Origin of the sequence: Pseudovibrio sp. Ad37, assembly GCF_001623075.1 — a bacterium.
GTDB lineage: Bacteria > Pseudomonadota > Alphaproteobacteria > Rhizobiales > Stappiaceae > Pseudovibrio.
On sequence record NZ_LMCF01000091.1, the window covers coordinates 18,156 to 42,244 of the forward strand.

The 24,089-nt window shown below is 52.5% G+C and carries 9 protein-coding genes; 4 read left to right on the forward strand and 5 right to left on the reverse strand.

Annotation, left to right across the window (positions count from 1 at the left end; all coding sequences use genetic code 11):
- Positions 1–83: 83 nt before the first annotated feature.
- The 5 genes from PsAD37_RS14710 to PsAD37_RS14730 all read right to left on the reverse strand — a co-directional run bounded on the left by PsAD37_RS14710 (position 84) and on the right by PsAD37_RS14730 (position 5,336).
- Positions 84–1,400: a ferric reductase-like transmembrane domain-containing protein gene (locus PsAD37_RS14710; RefSeq protein ID WP_063296796.1), complete on the reverse strand. Its 1,317-nt coding sequence runs from the start codon at positions 1,398–1,400 to the stop codon at positions 84–86.
- A gap of 205 nt (positions 1,401–1,605) precedes the next feature.
- Positions 1,606–2,919, reverse strand: a complete 1,314-nt coding sequence (locus tag PsAD37_RS14715; RefSeq protein ID WP_063296797.1) for an ATP-binding protein — start codon at positions 2,917–2,919, stop codon at positions 1,606–1,608.
- Positions 2,916–3,584, reverse strand: a complete 669-nt coding sequence (locus tag PsAD37_RS14720) for a response regulator transcription factor (RefSeq protein ID WP_063296798.1) — start codon at positions 3,582–3,584, stop codon at positions 2,916–2,918. The genes PsAD37_RS14715 and PsAD37_RS14720 overlap by 4 nt, the downstream gene beginning before the upstream one ends.
- A gap of 163 nt (positions 3,585–3,747) precedes the next feature.
- Positions 3,748–4,275 carry an AAA family ATPase gene (locus PsAD37_RS14725; protein ID WP_063291973.1) on the reverse strand — a complete coding sequence of 176 codons (528 nt, stop codon included), beginning with the start codon at positions 4,273–4,275 and terminating at the stop codon, positions 3,748–3,750.
- A 65-nt stretch (positions 4,276–4,340) separates the two neighbouring features.
- On the reverse strand, positions 4,341–5,336 hold the full coding sequence (locus PsAD37_RS14730) for an AraC family transcriptional regulator (protein WP_063296799.1): 996 nt from the start codon (positions 5,334–5,336) through the stop codon (positions 4,341–4,343).
- A 277-nt stretch (positions 5,337–5,613) separates the two neighbouring features.
- On the opposite strand from PsAD37_RS14730, the gene PsAD37_RS14735 reads away from it, so the two are divergent.
- The 4 genes from PsAD37_RS14735 to PsAD37_RS14750 all read left to right on the forward strand — a co-directional run bounded on the left by PsAD37_RS14735 (position 5,614) and on the right by PsAD37_RS14750 (position 24,089).
- A complete protein-coding gene (locus tag PsAD37_RS14735; protein WP_063296810.1) occupies positions 5,614–6,075 on the forward strand; it encodes a (2Fe-2S)-binding protein in 462 nt (153 codons plus the stop codon).
- A gap of 1 nt (position 6,076) precedes the next feature.
- Complete coding sequence (locus PsAD37_RS14740) at positions 6,077–8,263, forward strand: xanthine dehydrogenase family protein molybdopterin-binding subunit (protein ID WP_063296800.1); 2,187 nt, start codon at positions 6,077–6,079, stop codon at positions 8,261–8,263.
- Positions 8,264–8,634: 371 nt separating this feature from the next.
- Complete coding sequence (locus PsAD37_RS14745) at positions 8,635–12,228, forward strand: hypothetical protein (protein WP_063296801.1); 3,594 nt, start codon at positions 8,635–8,637, stop codon at positions 12,226–12,228.
- Positions 12,229–12,260: 32 nt separating this feature from the next.
- Entirely contained in the window at positions 12,261–24,089 is an 11,829-nt protein-coding gene (locus PsAD37_RS14750) for a LysM peptidoglycan-binding domain-containing protein (RefSeq protein ID WP_063296802.1), read from the forward strand.

Below are 24,089 nucleotides of genomic sequence, written 5' to 3' on the forward strand. Positions count from 1 at the left end.
AGACAACTAAACCTTGTATCTGGCTTGAAAGAGTTGATCGCTGCACCGCCAGGCAATGCAGCGATCCTCATGTTGGCCAAGCTCTACTTGGCCGGGGCGAACTTGCCGGAATGCCGGTTAACTTGCTGAAGCAGAAACTTAAACAGTTTTCGGAAACCAAGGCCGGAGCGCATCTGGTATTCTTCATAATGAAACAAGCGCATTGGGTACTTCAGGGCTTTCAGATCCCGTATCAATGCTTTGCGCATAACTTCTGGACCACAAAACGCAATTGGCATCACATCAAAGAATTTTCCCTGCAGGATTTTCAGCAACCGCGCGTCGATGTACTCGCCCATGTCAGACTCAAAGTACTGTACATGAAGGTTCGGCAGACGGCTTTGCAGCGCGTCCAGCTCCTCCTCAAACGGGTTCTCCAACCGGTTACGGACGCCATAGTAAAGGTAGAACTGTCCAGTCTCATCACCCCTCAAAGTCTGCGCCCATGACAGGAAAGGTGTGATCCCGACACCGCCCGCAATCCAGATCTGGTCCCGATTGGAAGCAATTGGGCGGAACCCGCCATATCCCTTGCTGATCTGAGCTTTTGTGCCGATCTGGAGCTCGTGCACACGGGATGTGTAATCGCCCAGCGCAGAAATGCAGAACCGCAGTCTTCCGTCTTCGTGCGGCGCAGATGCAATCGTGTAAGGATGCACTTCGCTCATGCCCTCTTGATCAAAGGAGAGGTAAGCAAACTGACCGGCATCATGAGAAATTGGCTTGCCTTCAGGTTTCAATGTCACACTGGTGATGCGCCCGTAAATCTGAACATCTTCTACCTCATAGGTCTTTGTGCGCCCGGCCATGCCTTTGTAAGTCAGGTACAAGAAGGACGCGACACCGGCAAAACAGAAGAAGGCGACGTAAAGACCAAGCGGATCACTCCAAGAGAACACGTTGGGGATCATCAGGAAATGCGCAGCAGCAAGAGCGAAGAAAATACCGATCAAACGGTGGGTCCAACGCCAGATATTATAGGGGATGAAGGTCGCCAGAGAACCAAGCCCGAGGATTAAAATACCATTATACCCAATCTCACCCAGCTCTTTCGCCAGTCCATCCGTATCGCCGCTTGAAAGGGCATCCGCATCAATGCTTTCATGCAGGAAAGCAGCAGCAATTGCGAAAATAGCCAGCCATTTATGCAAGACATATACGCGGTCCAGCGGGCCAAACAGAGCCTCAACGCCTTTCATCCGTGTGGCCATCACCTGAACCAGCCCCATGAAGATCAGTGAGACCATGCCAAAATACTGGCTCAGCAAAGCTCCTGAGTCTGCTTGACTGCCAAACTGGGAGAAAATCAAAAGGGGGACTAGGATGCTGGCGATAATGAAGGTCAGGCCAATCGGTTTCATTCCGGTACGCTCATCTGAGTTAACGATGCGCACTCAGAGGAAACTCTGGCTATGAAGGGTGAGTGATACCGTTGGGGGGCATCGCACACCATTCATAATCAGACCACCCCAAATGAAGCTACAGATGCAGCCTCGGAGTAGGTTTCAATCTGAGTGCTTCCCCTAAATTCACTTGGAAGCTGAAACCTACCTGAAGTTTACGACACTACCTTTTCAGTTTGAGCATAAAACAGGCCCCGCCCAGTCGCTCACTCTTGCCAAGGGAAATCTCGATCCCATTGCGGCGACACAGAGTTTGCGTAATAGACAGACCAAGGCCTGCACCTGAACTTGATTGCCCCGGCATGCGGAAGAACCGCTCAAACACCTTCTCACGGTATTTCTCAGGCACACCCGGTCCGCTGTCTTCAACACTCAGTTGAATATGATCGTCACCGCGCTCAAGAACCACGATCACCTCACCATCAGACGGTGTATGCCGGATTGCATTGCCAATCAGGTTTCCAAGCACAGCGCCCAGATCTTCCGGATCAACAACGGCTGCCACATGTTCTGATTGAAGCAGTTGCAGCTCCACATTTTTATCAAGTGCCGCATGGGCCTGTTGTGCAAGGCTTTCCTGAAGAACAGGCAGCAAGTCGTGCTCTGTTATCTCTTTGTGGGCATCTTGACCTGCACGAGCATGTTCCAAAAGCTTGGCGGCCAGATGTGTGGCCCGGTCAACACCTTCAATGATGTTGTCAAACCGCAGCCGTGTCGCATCATCCAGCGCGTCCCGCTCAATCACCTGACACTGGGCTTTCACCACGGTCAGCGGTGTTCTGATCTCGTGTGCCGCATCATCAATAAACCGCTGCTCGCGGGCAAGGTAGTCTTCAATCTTGTCAAACAGCATGTTCAGGGAGTTTACAATCGGCACAAGCTCATCTGCCTGCTTCTCCGTTGTCAGCTTACCAAGACTCTCAGGCTCCCGAGTTTGCAATGTCTCAGAAAGAGTGGTGAGCGGACGTAACCCGCGTTTGACGATGAAAACCGTTGCGATGATGGAAAACACCAGCACCAGCCCCAAAGGGATGGAAACCGTGGCAACAGTCTGGTCGGCCAGCTCAATGGCTTCATCAAACACGATACCGATGATGTATTGCCTGTCAGTCTTTTGGCCCGGAAAATTCCAGATCACCCAGCTGTCGCCCTCATGCTCAATTTCCTGAGCACCCGGCCTGAGATACTGGGGTAGTTGTACTTGGTCGGATGACTTATATAAATCGTTGCCGTCTCCATCGCGGATGACCACGAAGTAATCATTAAGTTCATGATGATCATCCAGATGCTTGGGAGAAATGGTGTCCCCCTCCAGCTGTGCAATCGCGCTGACAAGCTGAAAGGCTTGCGCATCATGGGTCTCGTAAAGCTCTTCCTCTGTCATATTGTAGACAATGGCGGAAAAGACGCCCCAGACCACAAACAGCAGCGGGATCAGAAAGATGAGGATGCGGCTGCGGATGGAGGAAAGTTTCATGCCGGTACGTCCTCATCAACAATATAGCCTACGCCGCGGATGGTCCGGATCAGCTTGGACGTGGTTTTCCTGCGGATCTGAGAGACATAAACTTCAAGTACATTGCTCTCCGCATTCTCCTCCCAGCCATAGAGCTTTTCCATGAGGTCTGACTTGGAAACCACACGGCCACGACGCTCCAGCAGGATTGTCAGCAGTCTAAAGGCGAGGGGCTGCAGCACAACCTCAACGCCTTCGTAGCAGGCCTTTTGCTGATCCAGATCAAGCGTTAACACCCCATGTTGCAGCAGCATCCGCGTCCGTCCGGCAGACCGGCGCACCAGCGCCCGGCATCGGGCCAGAAGCTCTTCCATATCAAACGGCTTGGTCAGATAATCATCCGCACCCAGATTAAGCCCGTCGATCCGGTTCTTGGTGGTTTCCCGAGCAGACAGGATCAGAATAGGCACATCTGCCTTGTCATCACGAACGGCCCGCAAAAACTCCAGTCCATCCTGTCCCGGCAAACCCAGATCCAGAATAACCAGGTCGAATTCTCCGGTTCTCAGAGCGTCTTCTGCCAAAAGACCATCATCGACCCAGTCTACTATAAATTCATGCCGCTCCAGAAAAGCTTTGATCGCATCCGCGATCAGCCGCTCGTCCTCAACCAACAATACGCGCATGTGTTCCTTCCAGTAGGGCGAAGTGCACCCAATATTTGCCTCAACTCTTTCACATCTACAAAGAACATGAAACTGAATTGTGCCTGAAGAAATCTCTTAGGCCATTATGAAACTAAGGAAAATATGAGGGGCTTGCGGTCAGGACTATGAAAGGTGCAAAACATCAGTAAGACCCGTAACGCACCAGCTGGCTGAAGGCCTCGATGATCTCTTCAACGCTTTCCTCAACGGGTTTTTCAAAGGTGTCGACCACAAGGCGGTGCTTCTTCCACGGCTCATAGCGTCGCCGCTGTACATCCTCCCAGCTGGGCAGAGACATAGCGGAGATATCGTTGTGTCTGGTCTCAACACGTGTCTTGTGCTCAGCCTCGTCAGAGCAGATCACCTCAATGTTGAGCGCTTTCACCTTAGCACCAAGCGCCGCTTCCAGCCAGATGTTGCGGGTAATCTCAATCGGATTCACCGCATCCGCAATCACATTATTGCCCAGCAGCAAGTTGTCTTTGGCAACGGCTGCTGCTGCAACATAACCAGCATCTTCTGCTGGTGAAATCGCAAGAACGGAGGTCTTGAGGGCAGCCTCAAGTGAATCAATACGTAAATGAACGGCTTGCAGGCGCGGAGAAAGGGCCTTTGCCAAGGTTGTTTTACCAACACCAGGCAATCCCGAAAGAACAAATAGAATAGCCATGCCGGGCTCTTACCAGCCCAAGGTTTCATGAAGCTTTCTTCATGAGAGGCTAAATTAGAGCGCTCTTAAGCAATCCCACGCACTTCCATCGGTGTCTTGCCCGTCCAACTGTGAAACGCGCGAAAGAACGAGCCGGTATCCTTGTACCCAAGCAGATAGGAGATTTCCGGAATGCTCAGATCACTGCGCACCAGATAGTGCTGGGAGAGTTCGGCACGGGTCTCGCTCAAAATGTCCTGAAAACTCTTGCCTTCTTCCTTCAGCTTACGCTGCAAGGTCCGCTTGCTGGCGTTCAGGTTCTGGCTGATGACGTCAATGGTGTTCTGGCCCGCTGGCAGGCTTTCCAGCAAGGCATTCTTCACCCGGCGGGACATTTCATCAGAACTGCCAGTGCTCTGCAGTTTCTGGCGCAGCCCATCTTCAAACGTGTCCCACATGCCTTCCATCTGCGTGATCAGCGGACGAGTGGCATCCTGTAGGGAAAGGGTGATGTGCGCCACCGGAGCAGGGGTTGCCTTCACTCCGCATTCCGCTTCAACAGCAGACCAGTCCAAGTCTCCAACAGGGCCTCCCACACTGAGCGGCACAATCTGCTCTCCGGTAAAGGTGCGGCTGCAATTGGTGAAGTAGACAATCTCGAACTGAGCCAGAATTTCAGGAAACGGTTCCGTCGGATCGCTGGAGGTAAACAAGATGGAGACTGTGCTGTCCGTGCGCTCAACTTCCAGCTGGATAGGCGCAATCAAAGGCTTAAACAGCGCAAGACGCTTCACGCCTTCCTCAATGTTTGGACTACAGGAAAACGCAAAGGCATGTGGAACAAAACTGCCTTGCTTGATGGTGTGCCCAAGTTTGACGGCCAGATCGTTGCCGCCATATTCCTGATGCAGCGCATGCCAGATGGCGAAATACTGCGTCTGTGTGATGCCCTTGGCCGTCGGACCCAACTGCTCGATTGAAACTCCCGCACGGCGCATCACCCGGTCAACAGGCAGGTCAAGGTACTGAATAATTTGCGCCATCATGGCAGCGCCTGGGTAAAGATGTGCGTGTTTCGTCATGCTCGGTTCAGTCTCATTGGTCTTGCCACTCTTTCATCTCGAATTTTTGCTAGGTGTGCCAGTACCAATTTACATAGTGGCGCGATATGGCAGTACTTTGGCGCGATTTGCCACTGAAAGCGAGAGAGGCGAGTGCTAGGGATAACTACAGATCATCTGTTTCAGGCTCAAAAAGCAGAAAAGCGCATTCCGCATACAACACTGCCCCATTCAAACAATGCCTGAGATTATTGCTGACCCAGCCAACCGCTACGGATCAAAAAAGGGATTTTTTTTGATGGCAATTTCTTTAAAGCTGAACGGCGAGACGCATAAGGTCGACGCTGAACCAGGAACCCCGCTTCTTTGGGTGATCCGCGATGAACTCAAGCTCACCGGAACAAAATTCGGGTGTGGTGTCGCCTCGTGTGGGGCGTGCACTGTTCATATGGATGGCGAGCCGGTCCGCTCCTGCCAAACATTTATTGAAGATGTTGAAGATTCTGAGATCACCACAATTGAAGGCCTGAAGTCCACGCCAGCACAAGCCGTGCAACAGGCATGGACAGAGCTGGACGTGGTCCAGTGTGGTTACTGTCAGTCCGGCCAGATCATGTCTGCCGTTGGCCTGCTCTCTGAAAACGCAAAGCCGACACTGGAAGAAATTGACGATTACATGGACGGCAACGCCTGCCGATGCGCCACCTATCAGCGCATTCGCTCCGCCATCGTACGTGCATCAGAAATTATGGAGGCTTGATATGAATGTTTCTTCTTCTCGTCGCGGCTTCTTTAAAGGTGCCGCAGCCTCTGCCGCTGCCGTTCTTGTTATTGGTGTTGCCCCATCAGGTGTTATCGCCGCTGCAAATAGCGCGGAAACCACCATGCTCAACCCGTTTGTAAAGATTGCTGCAGACGGCACTATCACCGCCATCGCCAAGCACTTTGAAATGGGGCAGGGTCCATCAACCGGCCTCACCACACTCATCGCAGAGGAGCTGGGCGTCAGCATGGATGCGATCGAGTATGAGTTCGCCCCCTCCAATCCCAAGCTTTACAACAACACCGCGTTCGGTCCTGTTCAGGGCACCGGCGGCTCCACCGCCATGTTCAACAGCTTCAAGCAGTATCGTCAGGCTGGCGCTGCAGCACGTGAGGTGCTGTTGCAAGCCGCATCACTGGCATGGGATGTGCCCGCCGCTCAGCTCAAGCTGGAAGATGGCGTGATCTCAGGTGATGGCAACAAAGCGCCAATCGGCGAGTTCGTAGCCGCCGCGAGCAAGCTGACAGCACCTGAAAACCCGCGCCTGAAAGATCCATCCGAGTTTAAGTTGATCGGCAACGCCAATGTGCGCCGCAAGGACACACCGCCAAAGATCAACGGCACCGCCAAATACGCGATGGACATCCAGCTTGATAATCAGATGGTCGTCACCATCAAGCGGGCTACCCGCAAAGGTGCAACTGTCACGTCCTTTGATGACAGCGCCGCGAAGGATGTCAAAGGCTTCATCCGTGCAGCCACACTGCCCAACAAGGCGGGCGTAGCGGTTTACGCAGAAAACACATGGGCCTCTCTTCAAGCACGTGAAGCTCTGGAAGTCACCTGGGACAACTCAGCAGCTGAAAGCCGCAGTTCTGAAGACGTCTACAAAGAGCTGATGGCTGCGCTCAACACAGCGCCGGAATATAACCTGACCAAAAACGATCAGGCCGAGATTGCAGATGCGATTGAAAACGCAGACAAGGTGGTGGAAGAGACCTTCTACTTCCCACTGCTTGCTCATGCGCCAATGGAACCGCTCACCTGCACCATTGAGGCGACAGAAGATGGCGGCGTGATCCTGCATGACGGCTGTCAGATGCCAACCTCACCACATGCAGCGATTGCGCAAATCCTTCAGGTGCCAATGGACAAGGTGCAGGTCAACACCATGTTCGCTGGCGGCTCGTTCGGTCGCCGTGCAACACCAACGGTTGACTATCAGGTAGAAGCAGCGCTTTCCTTTGTGATGACGGATCGCCGCCGCCCGGTCAAACTGGTGTGGTCCCGCGAGGATGACATCACCGGTGGCTACTACCGCCCGGCATTTGCGCACAAGGTTCGTGTTGGTCTTGATGCAGATGGCAACATCGCTGGCTGGGATCACCGCGTTGCAGGTCAATCCATCTCCAAGGGCACCCCATTTGAGGCGTTCTCGGTTCATGATGGGGTCGATCATCTCTCCGTAGAAGGCGTCACCCCGACGCAGTACTCCATTCCGGGCATGTTTGCCGGCCTGACGGACATCAAACCAGCCACAACCGTTTTGTGGTGGCGCTCCGTTGGTCACACCCACACCGCCTACGTCATGGAAGCCATGATGGATGCCGTTGCAACAGCAGCGGGCCGTGATCCGGTTGAGTTCCGTCTGGCACATCTGGCAGGCGATACGCCAGATCAAAAACGACTGACGGGCGTTCTCAAACTGGCTGCTGAAAAAAGCAACTGGGGCAAAGGCGCTGAGGGTCGCTCTCAAGGCGTCGCGGTCCACAAATCCTTTGGCAGCTATGTTGCCGAAGTTGTCGAGATTTCAGGTGACGCAGAAAACGGCGTGAAGATCGAAAAAGTCACCTGCGCAGTTGATTGCGGCATCCCGGTCAATCCGGATGTGATCAAGGCACAGATGGAAGGCGGCATCGGCTACGGCCTTGGCCACGCCATGCGCGATGAGATCACTCTGGAGAACGGTGAAGTTATCCAACAAAACTTCCCGGACTACGAACCTCTCCGCATCGGAGATATCGGCGAGATTGAAACGCACATTGTCCTCTCCACACAAGCCCCAACAGGCGTCGGCGAACCGGGCACACCACCATCCGCTCCAGCACTGGCAAATGCCATTGCAGCGAAAGGACCACGTGTAACCGAACTCCCAATGACTAAGGTAGGCATAAACTTCGCCTAAACTGATTTGGCAGAGCAAAAGGCAGGCTGAATATCCATCAGCCTGCCTTTTGTGCGTTTTACAAAAAAACGCAGCTCACACGTAAAAAACGCAAACCAACGCACAAAAACACGATCATTTTTCAGCTCACAACTTATTTGGTATGTAAGGCGCACTAACACTCTGTTTTTTATGAGTAAAATCAAATATATTCTGATCTGTGAAGCGAAAACTGCTTCTGACGGATGAAACCTTTTCAGCTCACTTTGTGAACCTTCAATTGTCGCAAATTGAAGCCTGCCTGCACCCTATGTTCCCCTTAAAAGCGCGGAGCAGTGCTCCCGAATTCTGTCTTTATCCCCGTTGATGGAATGGGCTTTGGGAGCTGAGCAATGGATTTCCTGCAACAAACCTGCAAAAGCCTTTATCTGGCTCCAAACTCTGGCGACAACGCCGGTGGTTTTGCGTTTGTTGTCAGCAAGGTAGCCACCAGAAAAGCCAAACTCCCCAAGCGCATTTCGCTCAAAGACGCGCTCACCAGCAAAACCTATTCAGGCTCCTTCCTCTACTGCCCGGATCCACTTGAATGTGGAGGCAAAGAGAGCAGTCAACAGGACCTGGTATCCGGCCTGCATGCCTACTTGCAAAGCATGAATGTACTGCGCGGTTTCATGTGGCTTCCCAGAGACTTAACACCGCTTCCAGTCCCTCGTGACTACACCGGCCAACGCCCGGCCTTCTTCTCCATTAATGCAGCGGGAACAGTGACAACCAGCAGTCTGTCCTACCTTCTGGCACCCGAACTCACCATCGAGTTCTATTCAAGCGCTTACATTGGTGTTTCTGAAGATGAAGAGAACCTCCAACTCTCAGAATCTGCCATCCAGTTGGGAGGATATCTCAGTCCGGATACGGGCTCGGTGAGCAAGGCAGACATCCGCTGCTCCGGCCCGGATCGCGGTGCCATTGTGTTTGATGCCGAGTTCGAGCGCGGCGCCCTTCATGATCAATGGAATCTGGGTTTTCAATGGGTTACGAAAGATGCGGAGACCAAAACCGGCGTCAATCGCCAACGCTTCGCCTTAGGCACAGGCGACAATGGCAGCCGTAATCCTCTGCCTATGACGCTCATTGTGGACGTCACCGACGCGTTGAACATCTACCCGACGCACAATCGAACAAATCCCAACCGCTGCGCCTTCTATTTCCGCGCCGAAGAGGAGAGCGGGCAGGGACCAACCCTGAACAGCTTCTATCGAACCACCTACGGCGCTCCTGTTGTTTTACAAAGTATCACCGCTGACAGTCATATGACTGATGCACAGCCTGCAGGAATTATCCTCACCCCGAGCTACGAGAATGCCTCATCACTTCATAGTTTTATCGCCAGTCCTGTTGGAGATTTCCTCGTCTGCGCACCGCTCGCGAAAGACGATACAAAAGCCCGCTTCATGTGCGGACTGGGCGGCACGGAGTTTCTGGAAGTACCAGGCGTTGCAAAACACGCGCTCTCAGAGGGAGCACGGCTGCGGTTTGTACCCGATCAGCCTGCCTACGCACCGGTATTTCCGTTGCCTTTGTCGTCTCCCGTTGGGCGCCCTGCACCCAAAGGAGCACCGCTCAAAGGCAACTACAAAACGTCGTACGTACAGGTGTTCCCGCCAGATAAGACCGCAGAAAAGAGTGAGACATCCATCACCTATGTGGCGCAGCCCCACGGCAGCGCACTGCACGGCTATGATGATGAAATCTGGCGGGAAAACAAGGAGTTGCTGGGCACTGTCAGTCCTGCCTACACACTGCCGCCAATGAAAGAACAGGCCTTCCCCATGTTCCCCTACGCCGGCACGGATGAGGGCGACCCGAGCTATTCTCAGTGTGATGTCGCCCTGTTTGAAAAAAGCATCATTGCGCCAACCCGCCGCAAGGTGATTGCGTCTCTGACCAACGCTCAGTCCAACGCCAGAGAGGCTAAGGCGCAAGCAGGAGCGGGGGATGCAACCCTGACCACCCCACTGGGCGTGATCGCCACGCTACAATCACCCACAGACGCCAGTCACTGGAAGGAAGTCAAGCTCGCACAAATCAAAGTACCAACACCTTCCGATTTTGCCTTCAAAGATTTATCCCCAAAACTCATAGAGGCCTTCCAGACCAATCAGCTGTTTCTGGTCGCCGCAAACCCATCAGAATTAGGTGAAGCAGGCTCAACCTTCCTCAACACGCTGAATATTGAAGACTGGCAGATCGAAGCCGACGTCGGCAATTCACCAGATTTCGGCAACTACGCCAACATATTGATTATTAAAGGAATACGCGGTCCACTCTACGATCCGAAGGGCAGTGAAAAAGACAACCTCATCTCCAATCCGCAAAAATGGACCCAGAAAGAAACCTTCGCCGCTCCAACAACCGAACGCCAAAACACACCAGACAAAGCCCAGCTGGTCAACGTTTCCTCATGGCTTCAGGATTACTTCAAAGCAGCCTATGAAAACCCGGCAACAGAGTACTTCGAAAGCTTCAACCAGACTGCCGCTGATCCCAACTGGACCGGCGTACTTATGCTACGCGCGCGTATCAAATCACCGCCCGAGCAATTGGCTGGGATTGTGGCCGGTGTGCGCGATCCGGCAAAGTTTTATGCCCACCACCTCGCCATCCGCATCAATCAGATCAAGGCAGGTGCAAGCGGTGAAAAAATCGAAATAAAGAAGCAAAGCTCAGTCTATGGGCTGATTTACTACGAAGACAATGACCTCATTGTACCAAAGGGAGCGACAAGCCCGGAGCCGGTTGTGCCCTCTGCAACGCGCACATATGATTTCATCCTGCTCTCGCTCAAAGTGCTTTTTGAGAACTCGGCTATAAAGAAGTTCTCCTCCTTCGCACAGCTCTCCATGACCAGGATTTTTGGCAGCAATACGGTCAGTTCAAAGCCCGTTTTTCCGGCAGGCCGACCACAGCCCAAAGGTAGCCAGTACAAGTCGCTGATTATGAAAGCGAGTTATCAGGACAACAACAACCACCCGTCCTACACCATGGCCGCAACCCATCCCTATCTGTTCACGGTCGACAACAACATCCTGGAGCAGGTAGAGTTCACATCCGCGCGAATGAACACCATCTCCAAACACGAAAAAACGCAGGAAAATCAAACAGAACCACTCATCCGCTTCGCCTTCACCGGCTTCCTCGATTTCGCGATCCTCAGTGCAGGCAAGAACGAGCCAGTTGACTTGTTCTCCTTTGGCAATGAGCCAGACCAGCAAACCAGCCAAAATGGACTGGCGTTTAACGAACTCGGCCTGCAAATGAGCTTCACACAAACGAATGCCTACGAAAGCCAGAAGATCACTTGGGACAGCGCTCAGCTGACATTTGACAGCAAAAACAGCACGCCTCGCGGCGGTAGCCTGGTCGCCACTATGCCATTGCAATTGAAAGGGTTTGTCAGCTCCGACAGCGCAGACAAGACGCCAGCTTCCATGGGATATTTGGATGTTGTGACCAGCGTCCGCCAGCAAGGTCTGTCAGACACATGGAACGGCCTCAAGTTCGAAGTCAGCCTCGGCACCGCCGGAGACCTCGCAGGCAAACTGGGCCTCACCGCTGATTTGCTGCTGGCATGGTCACCAGACTCCACGGGCGATACCTACAAATCCAAGACTGCCATCCATATGCCGGGCTCCTCCAACGGTGCCTCGCTCATCAGCTTGCAGAACGTGCTTTCCATGTCCTACGGCCCGATCCAGCTGCTCTACACGGAAAACCCCAATAACAAAGAGGCTGATGCCAACAAGCAATACATGTTTGTTCTCAATGAGATCGCTATCAAATTTCTGGGGCTGGCCAAGATCCCGCCAAGCGGCGCCACATCGTTCTATCTGTTCTCAGACCCAGATGAGAGCAACGAAGGCTCGGCCAAAACCACAGGTCTGGCCTGGTACGCGGTCTACAACAACGAGCCCGCTGACAGCAAATAAATCACTCCTTCAATCAGCACTGGTGCAGCAAGATGAACGAGCACAGTCCAATCGAACCACTCGAGCGCGTAGCCACGCCAGACGAAGAGAGCCTGTCTTCAGAGCTTGCCAATCTGGTGCAACTATTCGCCTCTGCTGCACAGGATTTGAATGCAACGCTCTCCAGTCACATTATTGGAGGGCTCACGGATTTTCTGCGTGGTAAAAAACTGCGCTACTTCCTCTCTCAAGACCAAAGATCAGGCAGTGCCGCCAACACCATCAATCTCTTAAGGCGAATGATTTCCCTTGGATTTCAGGTAGATGTGGACCTGATTTACGACAGTGGCCAAAAAATGCTCCTGCAGGAACTGGCGCAGCTGTTACCCGGCTTTGACCCGACTACCCACACATCAATGACGCTGGACGGCGTTACAATCACCTTTCACGCTTATCAGGAAACCACCGTTGGCGAGATAACCCACCGTTCCGTACCAGGCCTGTCTGGCACGATGCCGCTATGTCTATGTGGCGGCGGTAATATTCCAAACATCGACAACACAAGCATCGCGACTGCAGTGAAATGCAGCTACTTTGTCCTGCTACAACCCTATCTCTGGACAGCCGAAACCTGCACGCAGGCTGGGAAGGCCTGTTCCGCCAACTCCTTGGTGGTGCTACCGGGCCTGAAACAGACCATAAACCTCGATGATCAGCTCGTTCTGCAAGGCTCACAGTTTGCCTATCGCAGTTTCAAACAGGACCTGACCACAAAGCTCAACTGGGCGGACCTGAGAAAGACCCCGGAGGTCAACACCAAGGCATTAAGTGCGGCGCAGAACATCAGCAATGCCCTTGGAAAATCAGGCCAATCCGGCATCGAGTTCTTTCCGGTTGCGAGCCTGCCAGGCTCATCGATAGACAAAACATCACTTGTCGGCAATGCAGAAGGGATTGCTTTTGAGCTCATCGCCGCAGCCGCCCTTCTGCAAAAGCAAAAAGGCTTTACCAAAAAGCCCGTTGTCATCGCTGTTCTGGATGATTTGAGCAATTCCACATGGCAAACACTTGCGCGATACTTTCCTCAAAAGAACGCGGTGAAGCAGGGCACAAGCACGTCTCGTGATGAGCTGACAAAGAACATCAACGCTTACTGCAAGAACCAGCAAGTGTTCCGAAATACCTCTGGCTCAGGTACTGGTATTTACCTGAATAAAGACCTGTCAGGCTCTGCTGGGGCTGCTTTCCTCAGCAAACTGAAACCAGGTGCAACGGTTGTCACCACCTTGTCTGATCTGCCGCCAGACGCGATTGACTATTTGTATGGCGCAGCCACATTGCCAAGCGTTCTGGAAGGTACTCAAAGCGCCAATCTGGCTGTAAACCTGGGTAAGCCGTTCTTCAAACTCGGCAATTTCACGTCCAACCCTTATCCAAGCACATTTGGAAACGGCAAGGGCAAAGCCGCCAGCAGCACAACACCAACCACCGCAACGCTTTTAGATACCTCAAAAAACCAGATTGCTCTCGGAACATCCGCGTTTCAAGAGGGCTACAAAGCAACCATGCCGCCCAATGAACTGGCGCAAACCATATCGGATATGGTGACCCAGTTTCGCTCAGAAAAGGGTGAGTACTTCGAGTATTTTGACGGCCTCAAACAGTATTACACCGCACCTCAAAACGATAAGCTCTTACAAGCGCTCGGTTTTTTAGCGGCCAGATTTGCTCTTGTTTCAGTCGCAAGTGGCGTCTCCGACAGTATTTTTTCTGATCTGCAAACACTGCAAACCTCGCTGACGGAAAATACAAAAAATGGGATGCTCGCTCTGATCCCCAATGTGCTGAAAGAGGGACCGTTCCACACCTTCCTGCAAACAGTACTGGGCTCAGGCGGACTGACAATTGGCTCCGCAAAAAGCCCTGTGACGATCAAACCCGTCTACACCTCAAAAAAGCTCAGCAAGATCATCGTACAGGGAAAGACCTCGGATTTTCTCGGCACAGAACTGGAAGTCACACTTACCGTCTCCAGCACAGGGCGAGCGAGTAAAAACCAACGCAATTACAAAGTCCAACTCCAACTCTCGTTGGAAAAGCTTGAGTTACCAGGCGTCGAATGGTTCGCACTGGAAGACACAGGTCTGTCCGTTGAGTTTTCCAGCAATGGTGCGCGTCTCACAGGCGGTGTGCAAACTTCCATTGAGGTCGGCGATACGCTCATTCCATTCAACATGGATTTCCCAAGCTCTGCCAAAAACAAGATGGTGGTGCAGGGGGCATTTGCAGAGGAGGCAGCCCCGTCACTGAACTCCCTATTCGCACTCATCGGCGGGATGAACTTTGCAAACTCGATCCCCTCAGAATTCGCCGACCTGAATGAGCTGAGTGTGGATGGCCTTCGCTTCAACTATGACTCAAAAAACAAGAGAATAGAAAGTTTTCAGGTTTCCCTGAAAGACAGCAAGGAATGGGATCTGTTTGGTGGATTGAGCCTGAAGAACCTGAGTTTTGAGATCACCGCTTCACAGCCAACCGGCAAGCGTCAGATAAGCTGGGTGGCATCCACAGATGCTATGATCGCTTCAAGCAGCAACCAAGCAATTCTCGATCTTTCTGCCACCTATCCGCAAACCACAGTAACGGCAACACTCAGCCCGGATGGGGCAAACCTGCCTGTCTCGGGCTTTGTAAATGCACTGCTGCCAAGCGGTTACCACCTTGACGTTGATGCCGATATTGCAAACCTGTCACTGGAGTATTCTCCGGGGCAGAACAAGAACAGCAGTACCTATTCCGTTGAAGCTGGCGTGAATCTGAAAGGCTGGCAGATCACCTGGCCACCCGCAAAGTTTGAGCTCAACGACATCTACATCCAAGTCAAAGGCGTTGGAACCAACTCGGTAGGCTCCATCAAAGCCTCTACAACGCTGTTTGATGGTCTGCCAAATGTTCAGCCCGTCCCGGTTAATGTGACAGCCACATTTAACACGCAAAACCATCTCTGGACGTTCCGCGGGGAACAGGGCGACACATCCATCAAGATCAGTCAGATCATTTCTGCCTACCTTGGAAGTGGCTGGGCGACCAGCGCTCTTGATATCGACGTCTCAGGCCTAAATGTGACCTTCTCAACGGGCACCGGAACATCAGCGGCCAGCTACGAGTTCGGGGGCACTGTTGATCTCAAAAATAACGGACCAGACTGGCTTCCGAGTGATGCGACCTTCACAGCAAAAATTGGAGATACGGGGGGGCGTGAGCTGCTGTTAACCGGCAGTAAAGCATGCATTCCGGTACTTGATGACCATGACGAGGTTATCTTCATTACCCCGGAAAGATCATTGGTCCGGTATGAAACGGCAAAAGCAAACGGCAAATATGCCTTGCTGACTGCCGACATCCTTTGGGAAAATATCGAACTCACGGTATTTTACGAGTATGCCAAAACCCATTCTCACTTCGGCATCACATGGGGTCAGTTTTCGGCGGAAGTAGACGATGATCAGACTGCGACGATCAAGTTCACAGATACTACTACACTTGGTGCCATGGTCGAAACCTTTGTGGAATGGATGACCGGTGCCAAGTTTGGTCTCGCTGCACCTTTTGACCTGCTGAATGACGTCAAACTTTCCGATTTCGAACTCAAATGGAATTTCAAAACCGGAAGCGTTGAGTTTGATGTGAAGATCGGCCCCATCGATCTCTTGATCGCCTCAGTAACGGGTATCTCGCTCATCTATCAGAAGGGGGCAGGTGTTTTCGTTCAGCTGGAAGGTGATTTTCTCTGGCTGCCTCATACCGGACTAGAAACAACAAAACTGCCGCCATGGAGAGCTGATCAGCCCTCTACGACGCCAAGTCCCGGCGGCGCAGGCAACAAGTATCTTGACCTGCGTTTGCTCGCTGGTGGGCAGCATGTAGACGTCAAAGGTCTGCAAGATGTCACCACGGTACAGCAGGCTGTCGATATACTGGCGGATCTTCACAAACCTTCAGTGGGGCAAGTGCTGGATATCGGCTTTGCTGGTGATATCAACTGGTTGTTTGCAACTGACTTCGGTGTTTTGAGGATCGATTCCAGCAAAGAGCTGGGGCAAGAACATCAAGGCGAGCTGGAAAAGAGCGGCCCAAAGTACACCTTCACACTTCAGGTGGTCCTCACAGACCCCAGCCTTTATGCGCTGCGGATTGCTTGCAGTGGCAAAGCAGCAAAGATCTTTTCCGGTCTGGATTTTCAGGTCATCTACAAAAAAGTCTCACCAGGGCTAGGCAAATTCTCCGCTTCAATCGAACTGCCAGAAATCATGCGTCGCATTGATGTTGGCGCCGTCACAATCACACTGCCAACATTCGGCATCGAGGTTTACACCAACGGCGACTTCCAGATTGATGTGGGATTTCCCTGGAACAACAACTTCTCGCATTCTTTCTCAGTTGAAGCCATTGTCCCACCAGGCATCCCGGTAAAAGGCGGAGGAGGGTTTTATTTTGGCAAGTTACCAGCCGCATCTGTAAAGGGACTGCCCACATCCAAGCTGGGCTTCTTCAACCCCAATCTGGTCTTTAGTTTCGGCACGCAGTTGGGGCTTGGTAAGTCTATTGAAATGGGCATTCTAAAAGCCGGTTTCAGTTTGATTGCTTTTGGTATTTTGCAAGGCATTCTAGCCAAGTGGAACGCCTATGATGATACGCATTCAGGCAGTGGAAGTGCATTGTCATTGCAGGGAGAATACTTCTTCTCCCTCACTGGCACCTTCGGTATCATCGGCAAGCTTTATGGCTCCATTGATTTTGCAATCATCAAGGCCTCGGTCAACATCAGGATCGAAGTCAGCGCCCAGATCCAGTTCGCCTCATATGAGCCGATCCCGCTGACAATCTCGGCTAAAGTGGATGTCCGTGCATCCGCGAAGATTGATCTAGGCCTCTTCACCATCAAAGTGAGCTTCAGCTTCTCCGCACACGTCCACACCACGTTCACACTAGGTGCAATCCAGAACCCGAAAGACGCGCCCTGGCTGGATCATTCAGAAGCCTATGAAGGCCTGCTCGCAGCACCGATAGCGGACCGCCTAACACTCTACAGCCGCTTGCCAATGCTGACGGGGGCCTATGAGACGGTTCCCGTTGAGTTCAACTGGGCAAACCTGCAACCCGCCGCAGACCCCTCTCAAAACCCACTGGAGATCCATCTGGGTTACGGCTTGACCCTGGCAAAGGATGAGAATTGGTCATCCTCTGAACAGGCCCGTCCACCCCAACTGCCATGCTACGTCGCCAATCTGTTCATTACAGCACCAGCCCCCGCAACGCCGGAAGACACGGAACTCTATGAGAAAGCAGCAGGGCAGCAAGCTGATACTGGTTTTGAGGCTCTGGCCAAGATGGTGACCCGCTGGCTTATAGCTGCCACGATGGGTGATGAAGGCCACAGTGCAGACCAGATCGACAAAAACATGATCAGTGCGGTTGAGATCAACGCCATACTGGATAGCCTGAGCGGATTGGAAACCTCGCCAGACGCACCGACGCAGCAGGACATCACTTCCTTCCTACAGCAACAATTCATGCTTGATATTGGCTTACCCTCACGCCAGGGTGAAGCGCAGGCAACCTATTTCCCAATGGTGCCATCGCTCAGTATCGCGCTGGAACAAGGCAGCAAAACGGCGCTCTCCTATGCCTTTGCAGACTACAATACGATAACCACCAAATATCTGAAGGACTTAACAGATTACTTTAATCAGCTCAGTGTTCAGGTGGAAAAAGAGAGCAAGAAACCATCCTCTGAAGTAGATTCATCTGGCGATGAAATGTCAATTGCATCATATATTTATGAGAACTATTTCATGCTTATCATGAAGCAAATGATGCAAAGCCTTTTGAGCGGTCTGCGCGACTTCAATTATCCACTCACAGCTGGAGAAGCACCCAATGCCATTGTGAGTTGGATCAACAAACAAGGTGCGTTTTCTGGCGCAGATTTCACACTCACCGATCTCTTCAAAGCCAACAACAGCCACCCTCTGACAGAAGGTGCGGACGTCACAATCCCAACAGCACCGCTTGTCATACCGGCGGGCAGCTCCTTCCAAACGCTGTCCAGTAACAACCCATACAAGGCGATTGTCGAAGCCTCTGACCTCATGTGTAAAAACAAGAAAGTCGCTGGCCTTTTACGCAGTGGTGCGCAGATCGATTACACAGCATCAGATGGAACTGAGAAGAAGCACATCATCTCTGGAGGGCAAACACTGTGTGCAGTCGCCTCTGCTCTTGGGATCACAATCGACGAGCTGACCAACAGCGACACCATACAGCAACAAGAGAACCTTCTGGTTGTCGGATCTACTCTGCAGATGCCTGCATTCACGCAAAAGGCAGCAGACGCAGACACGCTCTCATCCATCGCGCAAAAGTTTGAAACCGATGTTGAAGCACTGGCAATAGATGCAAACGGAGAGGTTGCAGATCTGTTTGCTGGTGCATCAGGCTCCAACGCAGGATCAGATGCTGGCGGTCTGAGCATCGTGCATCTACCTCAGTTCCCTGTTGGAGAGCTCATCAAGGAAGTTCAGCGTACAGGTGGCATAACCCACCTGTCAGGCATGGCCTCACGCTATTACTTCCACGGCATGCGTCTGCCAACAGATGGCATTACACCACTTGTTGAGGGCATCTGGGTTGAAAAGGATGAGGCTGGAAAGCTCAGTCTGCCAAATGAGGCTGGCCTGTTCGCTCTGTCCGGTCAACAGCTCGCCATTCCTACACCTCTTACAAGCAGTCTCTCCTTGCTGCTGAGCAAGCCAAAGGATGCAGATTGGATCACACTTGGAAATGACCAAACCACCCTGAAATACGATGTGGATGTACCATCAGACAGCGAGGCGACTGCAAGCAAGGACTATCAACGCATAGAAGCCGTCACGGCCTACGGGAAGACAGAGTACCTGTCGGCTGGACCAGAGGAACTATCTCTCCTTGCAAAGGTTGAGCAGCAACCAAGCGCCTTCCCAATCCCGCACTTCATCAATTGGCAAAGTGCAGAGCCTATCAACGTTCCTACACACGACCCTCAAAAGCCATCCAACACCCAATATCTGCGTCTGTGGACACTTTCTGCAGCACTAACGACACTTGGTGCCAACAGCGCGCAAAACAGCGCTGTTGTGCCTCCTCAGCTCCTTGTTGAACAAGTGTCGATGGATGCTGCTACGGGGAAGGCCATCAAAGCCCCACTGACGAACTATGGCTGGGCATCAACAATTGAGTTCTCCATCAAGAAACTGCCAGTGCAAACATCGAGCGCTCCAGCGGCAGAAGCCAAAGCGGCGCCGGATGCGGCCTTGAAAACAACCTATGAGCTGAATGGGGTGAGTTCGGCTGGCGTAGTCATTCTGGAGCGATTGCTGCAAAGTCTGCCTGAGGATCATAGCTTTGCGTCTCTCACGCTCGGTTACAGCAAGGGCTCACAAAGCAGCGGTACACATTTTGTGGGTGAGGGCGGCAGCAATGTCACCTTCGGCCTGTCGCAAACCAACCTCTCCACGGTGATAAATCCAACCGGAGAGCTGTTGTCTGAGGCGGCAAAGGAAAGCCAGAGCCCGACGCTTCTCAATACGCCCATGTCACTGGTCAAACTGCTTTGGGAAGCTGGCGTCACCAACTCTGGCGGGTTCTATCTCTATTACACAGCAGATGACGGGCAGACAGGATTGCCGCCAGATATCTTTAACGAAAAAGGTGAGGCGACGCTGTCTCTGGTCATCATCCATGAAGATCAGGAGTACATGCACGCCTACATCAACGGGCTCGCAACTGCACAGCCAATCGCCGGCTCAGGTACATCATTGACCGCAGCTGCCAAAGGCGAGTTGGTGGAGCACATGACCACTGATGATGATACACTGGCAAGCATTGCACTGCGCTATCACTCCAACCTCAACTCACTCATCGCCAACACTCTGGCTTCAGGTCAGGAAACATCAGCGAACGGCAAAATCCAGCTGATACCGGGCAAAACCATCAGCATCGAGCAAGGTACCTATCGGGTTCCTCAAAGCGGTGATGTATCCTTCGCAAGTATCGCCTTGCGCTTTGGGACAAGCGTTGAGGCCCTGAAGCAGGTAAACCCACGCCTGACTGGCGAAACAGTTCCAGCGGGTGCACCAATACGGTTGCCTGTGATTGAACTGACAATTGGCTCCAAGACTTTGAGCAACGACTTGTCGAGCTGCACATGCCTGTCAGACATCGCAGATTACTTTGGCACAGAGCCCATCGTTGTTGCCAGTACAAACGCAGAAATGGAGCAACTGCTCGTCACCGGTCAAATACTCACGGTGCGTGCTGGCCCGCTGACTGTTCAACCTGGTGAGCACCCCGGTGTTCAGACGATTAATGCGCAACGTGAGCAGGCGCCGGAGATACCCAAGGGTGGAACAGGAGACGACTATGCTACGGCCTTGCTCCTCAACAACTACAGCCTGCTGGCCTATAAAATTCTGGGAAATCAGGACTTCAAACCAAGCAATATGGGCCTGCCCATTGGTGCTTCAGGCAAGTCCACCTCGCCCAATGAGGGAAAGATCCGATACGTTCTGGAAGCGTCTGCTGGCGATGCGGAAATGTATCATGGCGTAATTTCGTATCTCAGCCTTGTAAAACCCGAAAATGCCTCAGAAGGGACAGCACTGAACCCGTACAGTGCCAACGGATTGCTCCTGCAAACTCAACTCAGCTGGAACGACTATTACGGCAATACAATTCTCACGGTATTGGACGAGCCCACAAAGCCCGCAGGAAAGCTGAACAGCAAGCCGGCGCTTCAGGGCTACACAGATCAGATCATCCCGCTCTCTCAGTGGCCCTCGACCTCTGCAAACTGGACAGTGCAGCCTGAGGGTAGCGCCGAAACGACCCCGGAAAACTTCACGATCCTCATCACCTTCAGCTTTGATAGTGGGCCGTTCATCCTGCAAAAAGGTCAAAACCCGGAGATCGCCCAGCAAAGAGCGCACTCAGCACTGGTCATTGTTGAAGATATGCTGGCCCAGTTCAATGACCCCAACGGTTTTGCAATAGAGGTCAACTCGACACTCTCGCTCAACACCTATCAGCTCTCAGCACACGAACTTGAGCAGCTGGTCGGCTGGTGGCAAGACATCGAGCAATTCTTGATCAAGCAAAGCAACCCGGAAGAAACTGATACTTCTGAAACAATTCCGCCGCTCTCATTGCCTGTAACCGTGTCAATGAGCAGCCTCAATCAGGAACCAATCATTGAGATCACAACACAGCTTGTCTTCAAACGAACCCACGGCATAGCGGTCGGTGATTACGCAGCCGATCCGTTGACACGATCTGTTGCCAACACCATAGCAATCAGAACATCCGTCAGTGCGCCGAAATCTAAAAAAGGTGGCGCAAACTCCGAAAAGCCGACGAAGCCAAAGCCAGACATTCTGGCAGAGTTTGCGCAGTGTGTAGCGCAGTCTATCTATGGTCCGGATTTCATGATGATGGTCGCCTCCGGCATCAACCGATATGCGCCGTCTGCTGGCGTGTCTTCCAACGCAACCTGGGGCGTTCGTGTCGGCACAGAGCAAGGAGATCCAATCTCCTTCCACATCTCAGATGAAAGCCAGCCAGAAATATACGCACCGCTTCCGGTCAATAACACGCTGATCTCCCGCAGTGCCTCGGTTTATCCCTACGCCGGACTGGACGACTTTGACGCAAGCACAGGAAAGTTCACAAGTACTCCGATTCAAAGCACCTTCTCGAATGTAGAGATGGACGTTTGGCTGAAGCAGTACTTTGAATTTTTTGACGCGCTGCTGTCTCCAAAATACTCCTCCTCAATCCTGTTCATCGACAAACTCGCAGCCAATAAACCGCAGAGTGTCTCCTGCGCTGGTGAGAGCCCTGCAGTTGTCAGCGGCTTTATGGAGGCATTGACGGAGCAAAAGAAAAGCCTTGCACAGATCACAGCACGCATGCTGGCACCTATCTATCAGGACGGCACCAGTACGCGGCTAGCCTCCGCACAAGAAACCTTCAAACAAACGCTGCTGGAAGAGCTTTCCAACCTCTACACAACACAAGCTGTCCTCTCATTCGGGGCGGATATCACTGCCAACATTCCGCTGACAGGCGATGAAGAAACGCCGCAGCTTTACGGCAACATCAACCTGAACAGCGTGGCAGACTGCCCACCGGATGCACAGGAAGACGCGCAGGAGCCAAAACCTGCTAAATCCCTTTCAAGCCTCTTCTCGCTCACGTCTGCCAAATTGAAATTGCAGGATGGTGCAGAGCAACCGCTCACCTTCCTGCTTCAGGCCTCAGAAAAACTGGGAGAGACAACGGAATGCCTCGCTCTGGATCTGAGCTACAAAGTCACGTCTCTCGAACATCAGATCAGCCCGGTTCAGGGCATAGTCGACTACAAAGCCTCAAGCTGGCTCTCTCCGATCCAGGCGGAAGGCACTCCTGTTCTTGAAAAGCCGCTTGGGTCTTTCAAAGTGCCCATCTTGCTGCGCAGTTTCCCGGAAACACCGCGCATGGTCTCTCAAGCGGGCCCTGCCTATGACACGAAGGCTAAGAAGCTCTCCCAGATCACCAAATGGAACTACGAATACACTTACGGCCTGAACTTCCATTACCTTCAGGACAAAGCTCATGGCCAAATCCAGTTCAACCTCAAAGACAAACCGCAAGGTGAACTCACCGGTTTTATGGATGCCTTTGCCGAACTCGTGCAGTTCATCACTATCCAGAACAACCTCACCACGACGCTGGACCAATTTGCTCCAATCATAAACGCTGGTAATCAGTCAGCCGATGCCATCGAAAAAGCGGCTCAGGCTCTGGCTGTGATCATCAAGGTCAACGAAGACATAATCTGCAAAGCAAACGCCAGCAGCAGCTTTGCGATGCTTGCAGCAACCTCACAAAAAGAGGGCAGCGAAACAGTCAGTTTCAGCATTCTGGAGGAAAATCAGGATTATAGCACTCCAACGGAGCAAACATCTCAGCGTTGGATCGTGAAATTGATCCTGGAAGACTGTACCAAGCCTGCCGGATTAACCGGAGACCCTGTGGTCGAAATCCCGGATTGGACAAGCCACCAGGACAATTGCGAATGTGTAGATGGAAAGCTGACCTACACCTACTATTACACGCAGAAAACAAAGGGTAAGCAAACCTATCTGACACAGGATATTGCGCAGCCCTTGAGTGACCGCCAGGTTGTCATGCCGGGCATGCAGGTGCTCGCGCGGCAGGATGCACTGGCTTCCATGTATATGATCCGCAACAGCTACATCCACGGCAAAATCGCAGATGGCTTTGTATTCAGAACGCCGACGGCTACCTTTAAAAACCCGTGCCACCCAACACTGTCCAGCTTTCAACCGCTCAACATCGCATACCTCGGCAACCCCACAAATGAGCCTTATCAGCGGAGCTTGAAGGAGCATCTGGAACATCTCTTCTACGTGCTGTTTCATGGTGAGTATGCTGGCGACATTACGCTGCAGCTTAATATCGGCTACAGCTATCATCTTGCCCAAGGCCTCACAGAAGAGCCAATCGATCTGCCAATCGCTCTTCTGCCGCCAACCCCCGTCACCATCCAGAACAACGGCGAACCTGAGGGCGATATCCTTGAAAACCTTGCCAACTCAATCACGGCGTGGGCACAGGCGCATAAACCATCCTGCAACGCAGCTCAGCTGAACATTGCCATGAACATCATGTCCAATCTAACGGAAAACCCCATGCCCTTGCTCAACCTGCAAAACCTCTACCTGTGCACCGATGACATCATTCCACCTCTGCCATCTTATGAAGGTGAAATGGAAGGGGTGTGA

Bases quoted from the DNA above. Each gene is read 5' to 3' on its own strand.
- PsAD37_RS14740 (WP_063296800.1), top strand. From the start codon at position 6,077: ATGAATGTTTCTTCTTCTCGTCGCGGCTTCTTTAAAGGTGCCGCAGCC.
- PsAD37_RS14720 (WP_063296798.1), bottom strand. From the start codon at position 3,584: ATGCGCGTATTGTTGGTTGAGGACGAGCGGCTGATCGCGGATGCGATC.
- PsAD37_RS14725 (WP_063291973.1), bottom strand. From the start codon at position 4,275: ATGGCTATTCTATTTGTTCTTTCGGGATTGCCTGGTGTTGGTAAAACA.
- PsAD37_RS14715 (WP_063296797.1), bottom strand. From the start codon at position 2,919: ATGAAACTTTCCTCCATCCGCAGCCGCATCCTCATCTTTCTGATCCCG.
- PsAD37_RS14710 (WP_063296796.1), bottom strand. From the start codon at position 1,400: ATGAAACCGATTGGCCTGACCTTCATTATCGCCAGCATCCTAGTCCCC.
- PsAD37_RS14735 (WP_063296810.1), top strand. From the start codon at position 5,614: ATGGCAATTTCTTTAAAGCTGAACGGCGAGACGCATAAGGTCGACGCT.
- PsAD37_RS14745 (WP_063296801.1), top strand. From the start codon at position 8,635: ATGGATTTCCTGCAACAAACCTGCAAAAGCCTTTATCTGGCTCCAAAC.
- PsAD37_RS14750 (WP_063296802.1), top strand. From the start codon at position 12,261: ATGAACGAGCACAGTCCAATCGAACCACTCGAGCGCGTAGCCACGCCA.
- PsAD37_RS14730 (WP_063296799.1), bottom strand. From the start codon at position 5,336: ATGACGAAACACGCACATCTTTACCCAGGCGCTGCCATGATGGCGCAA.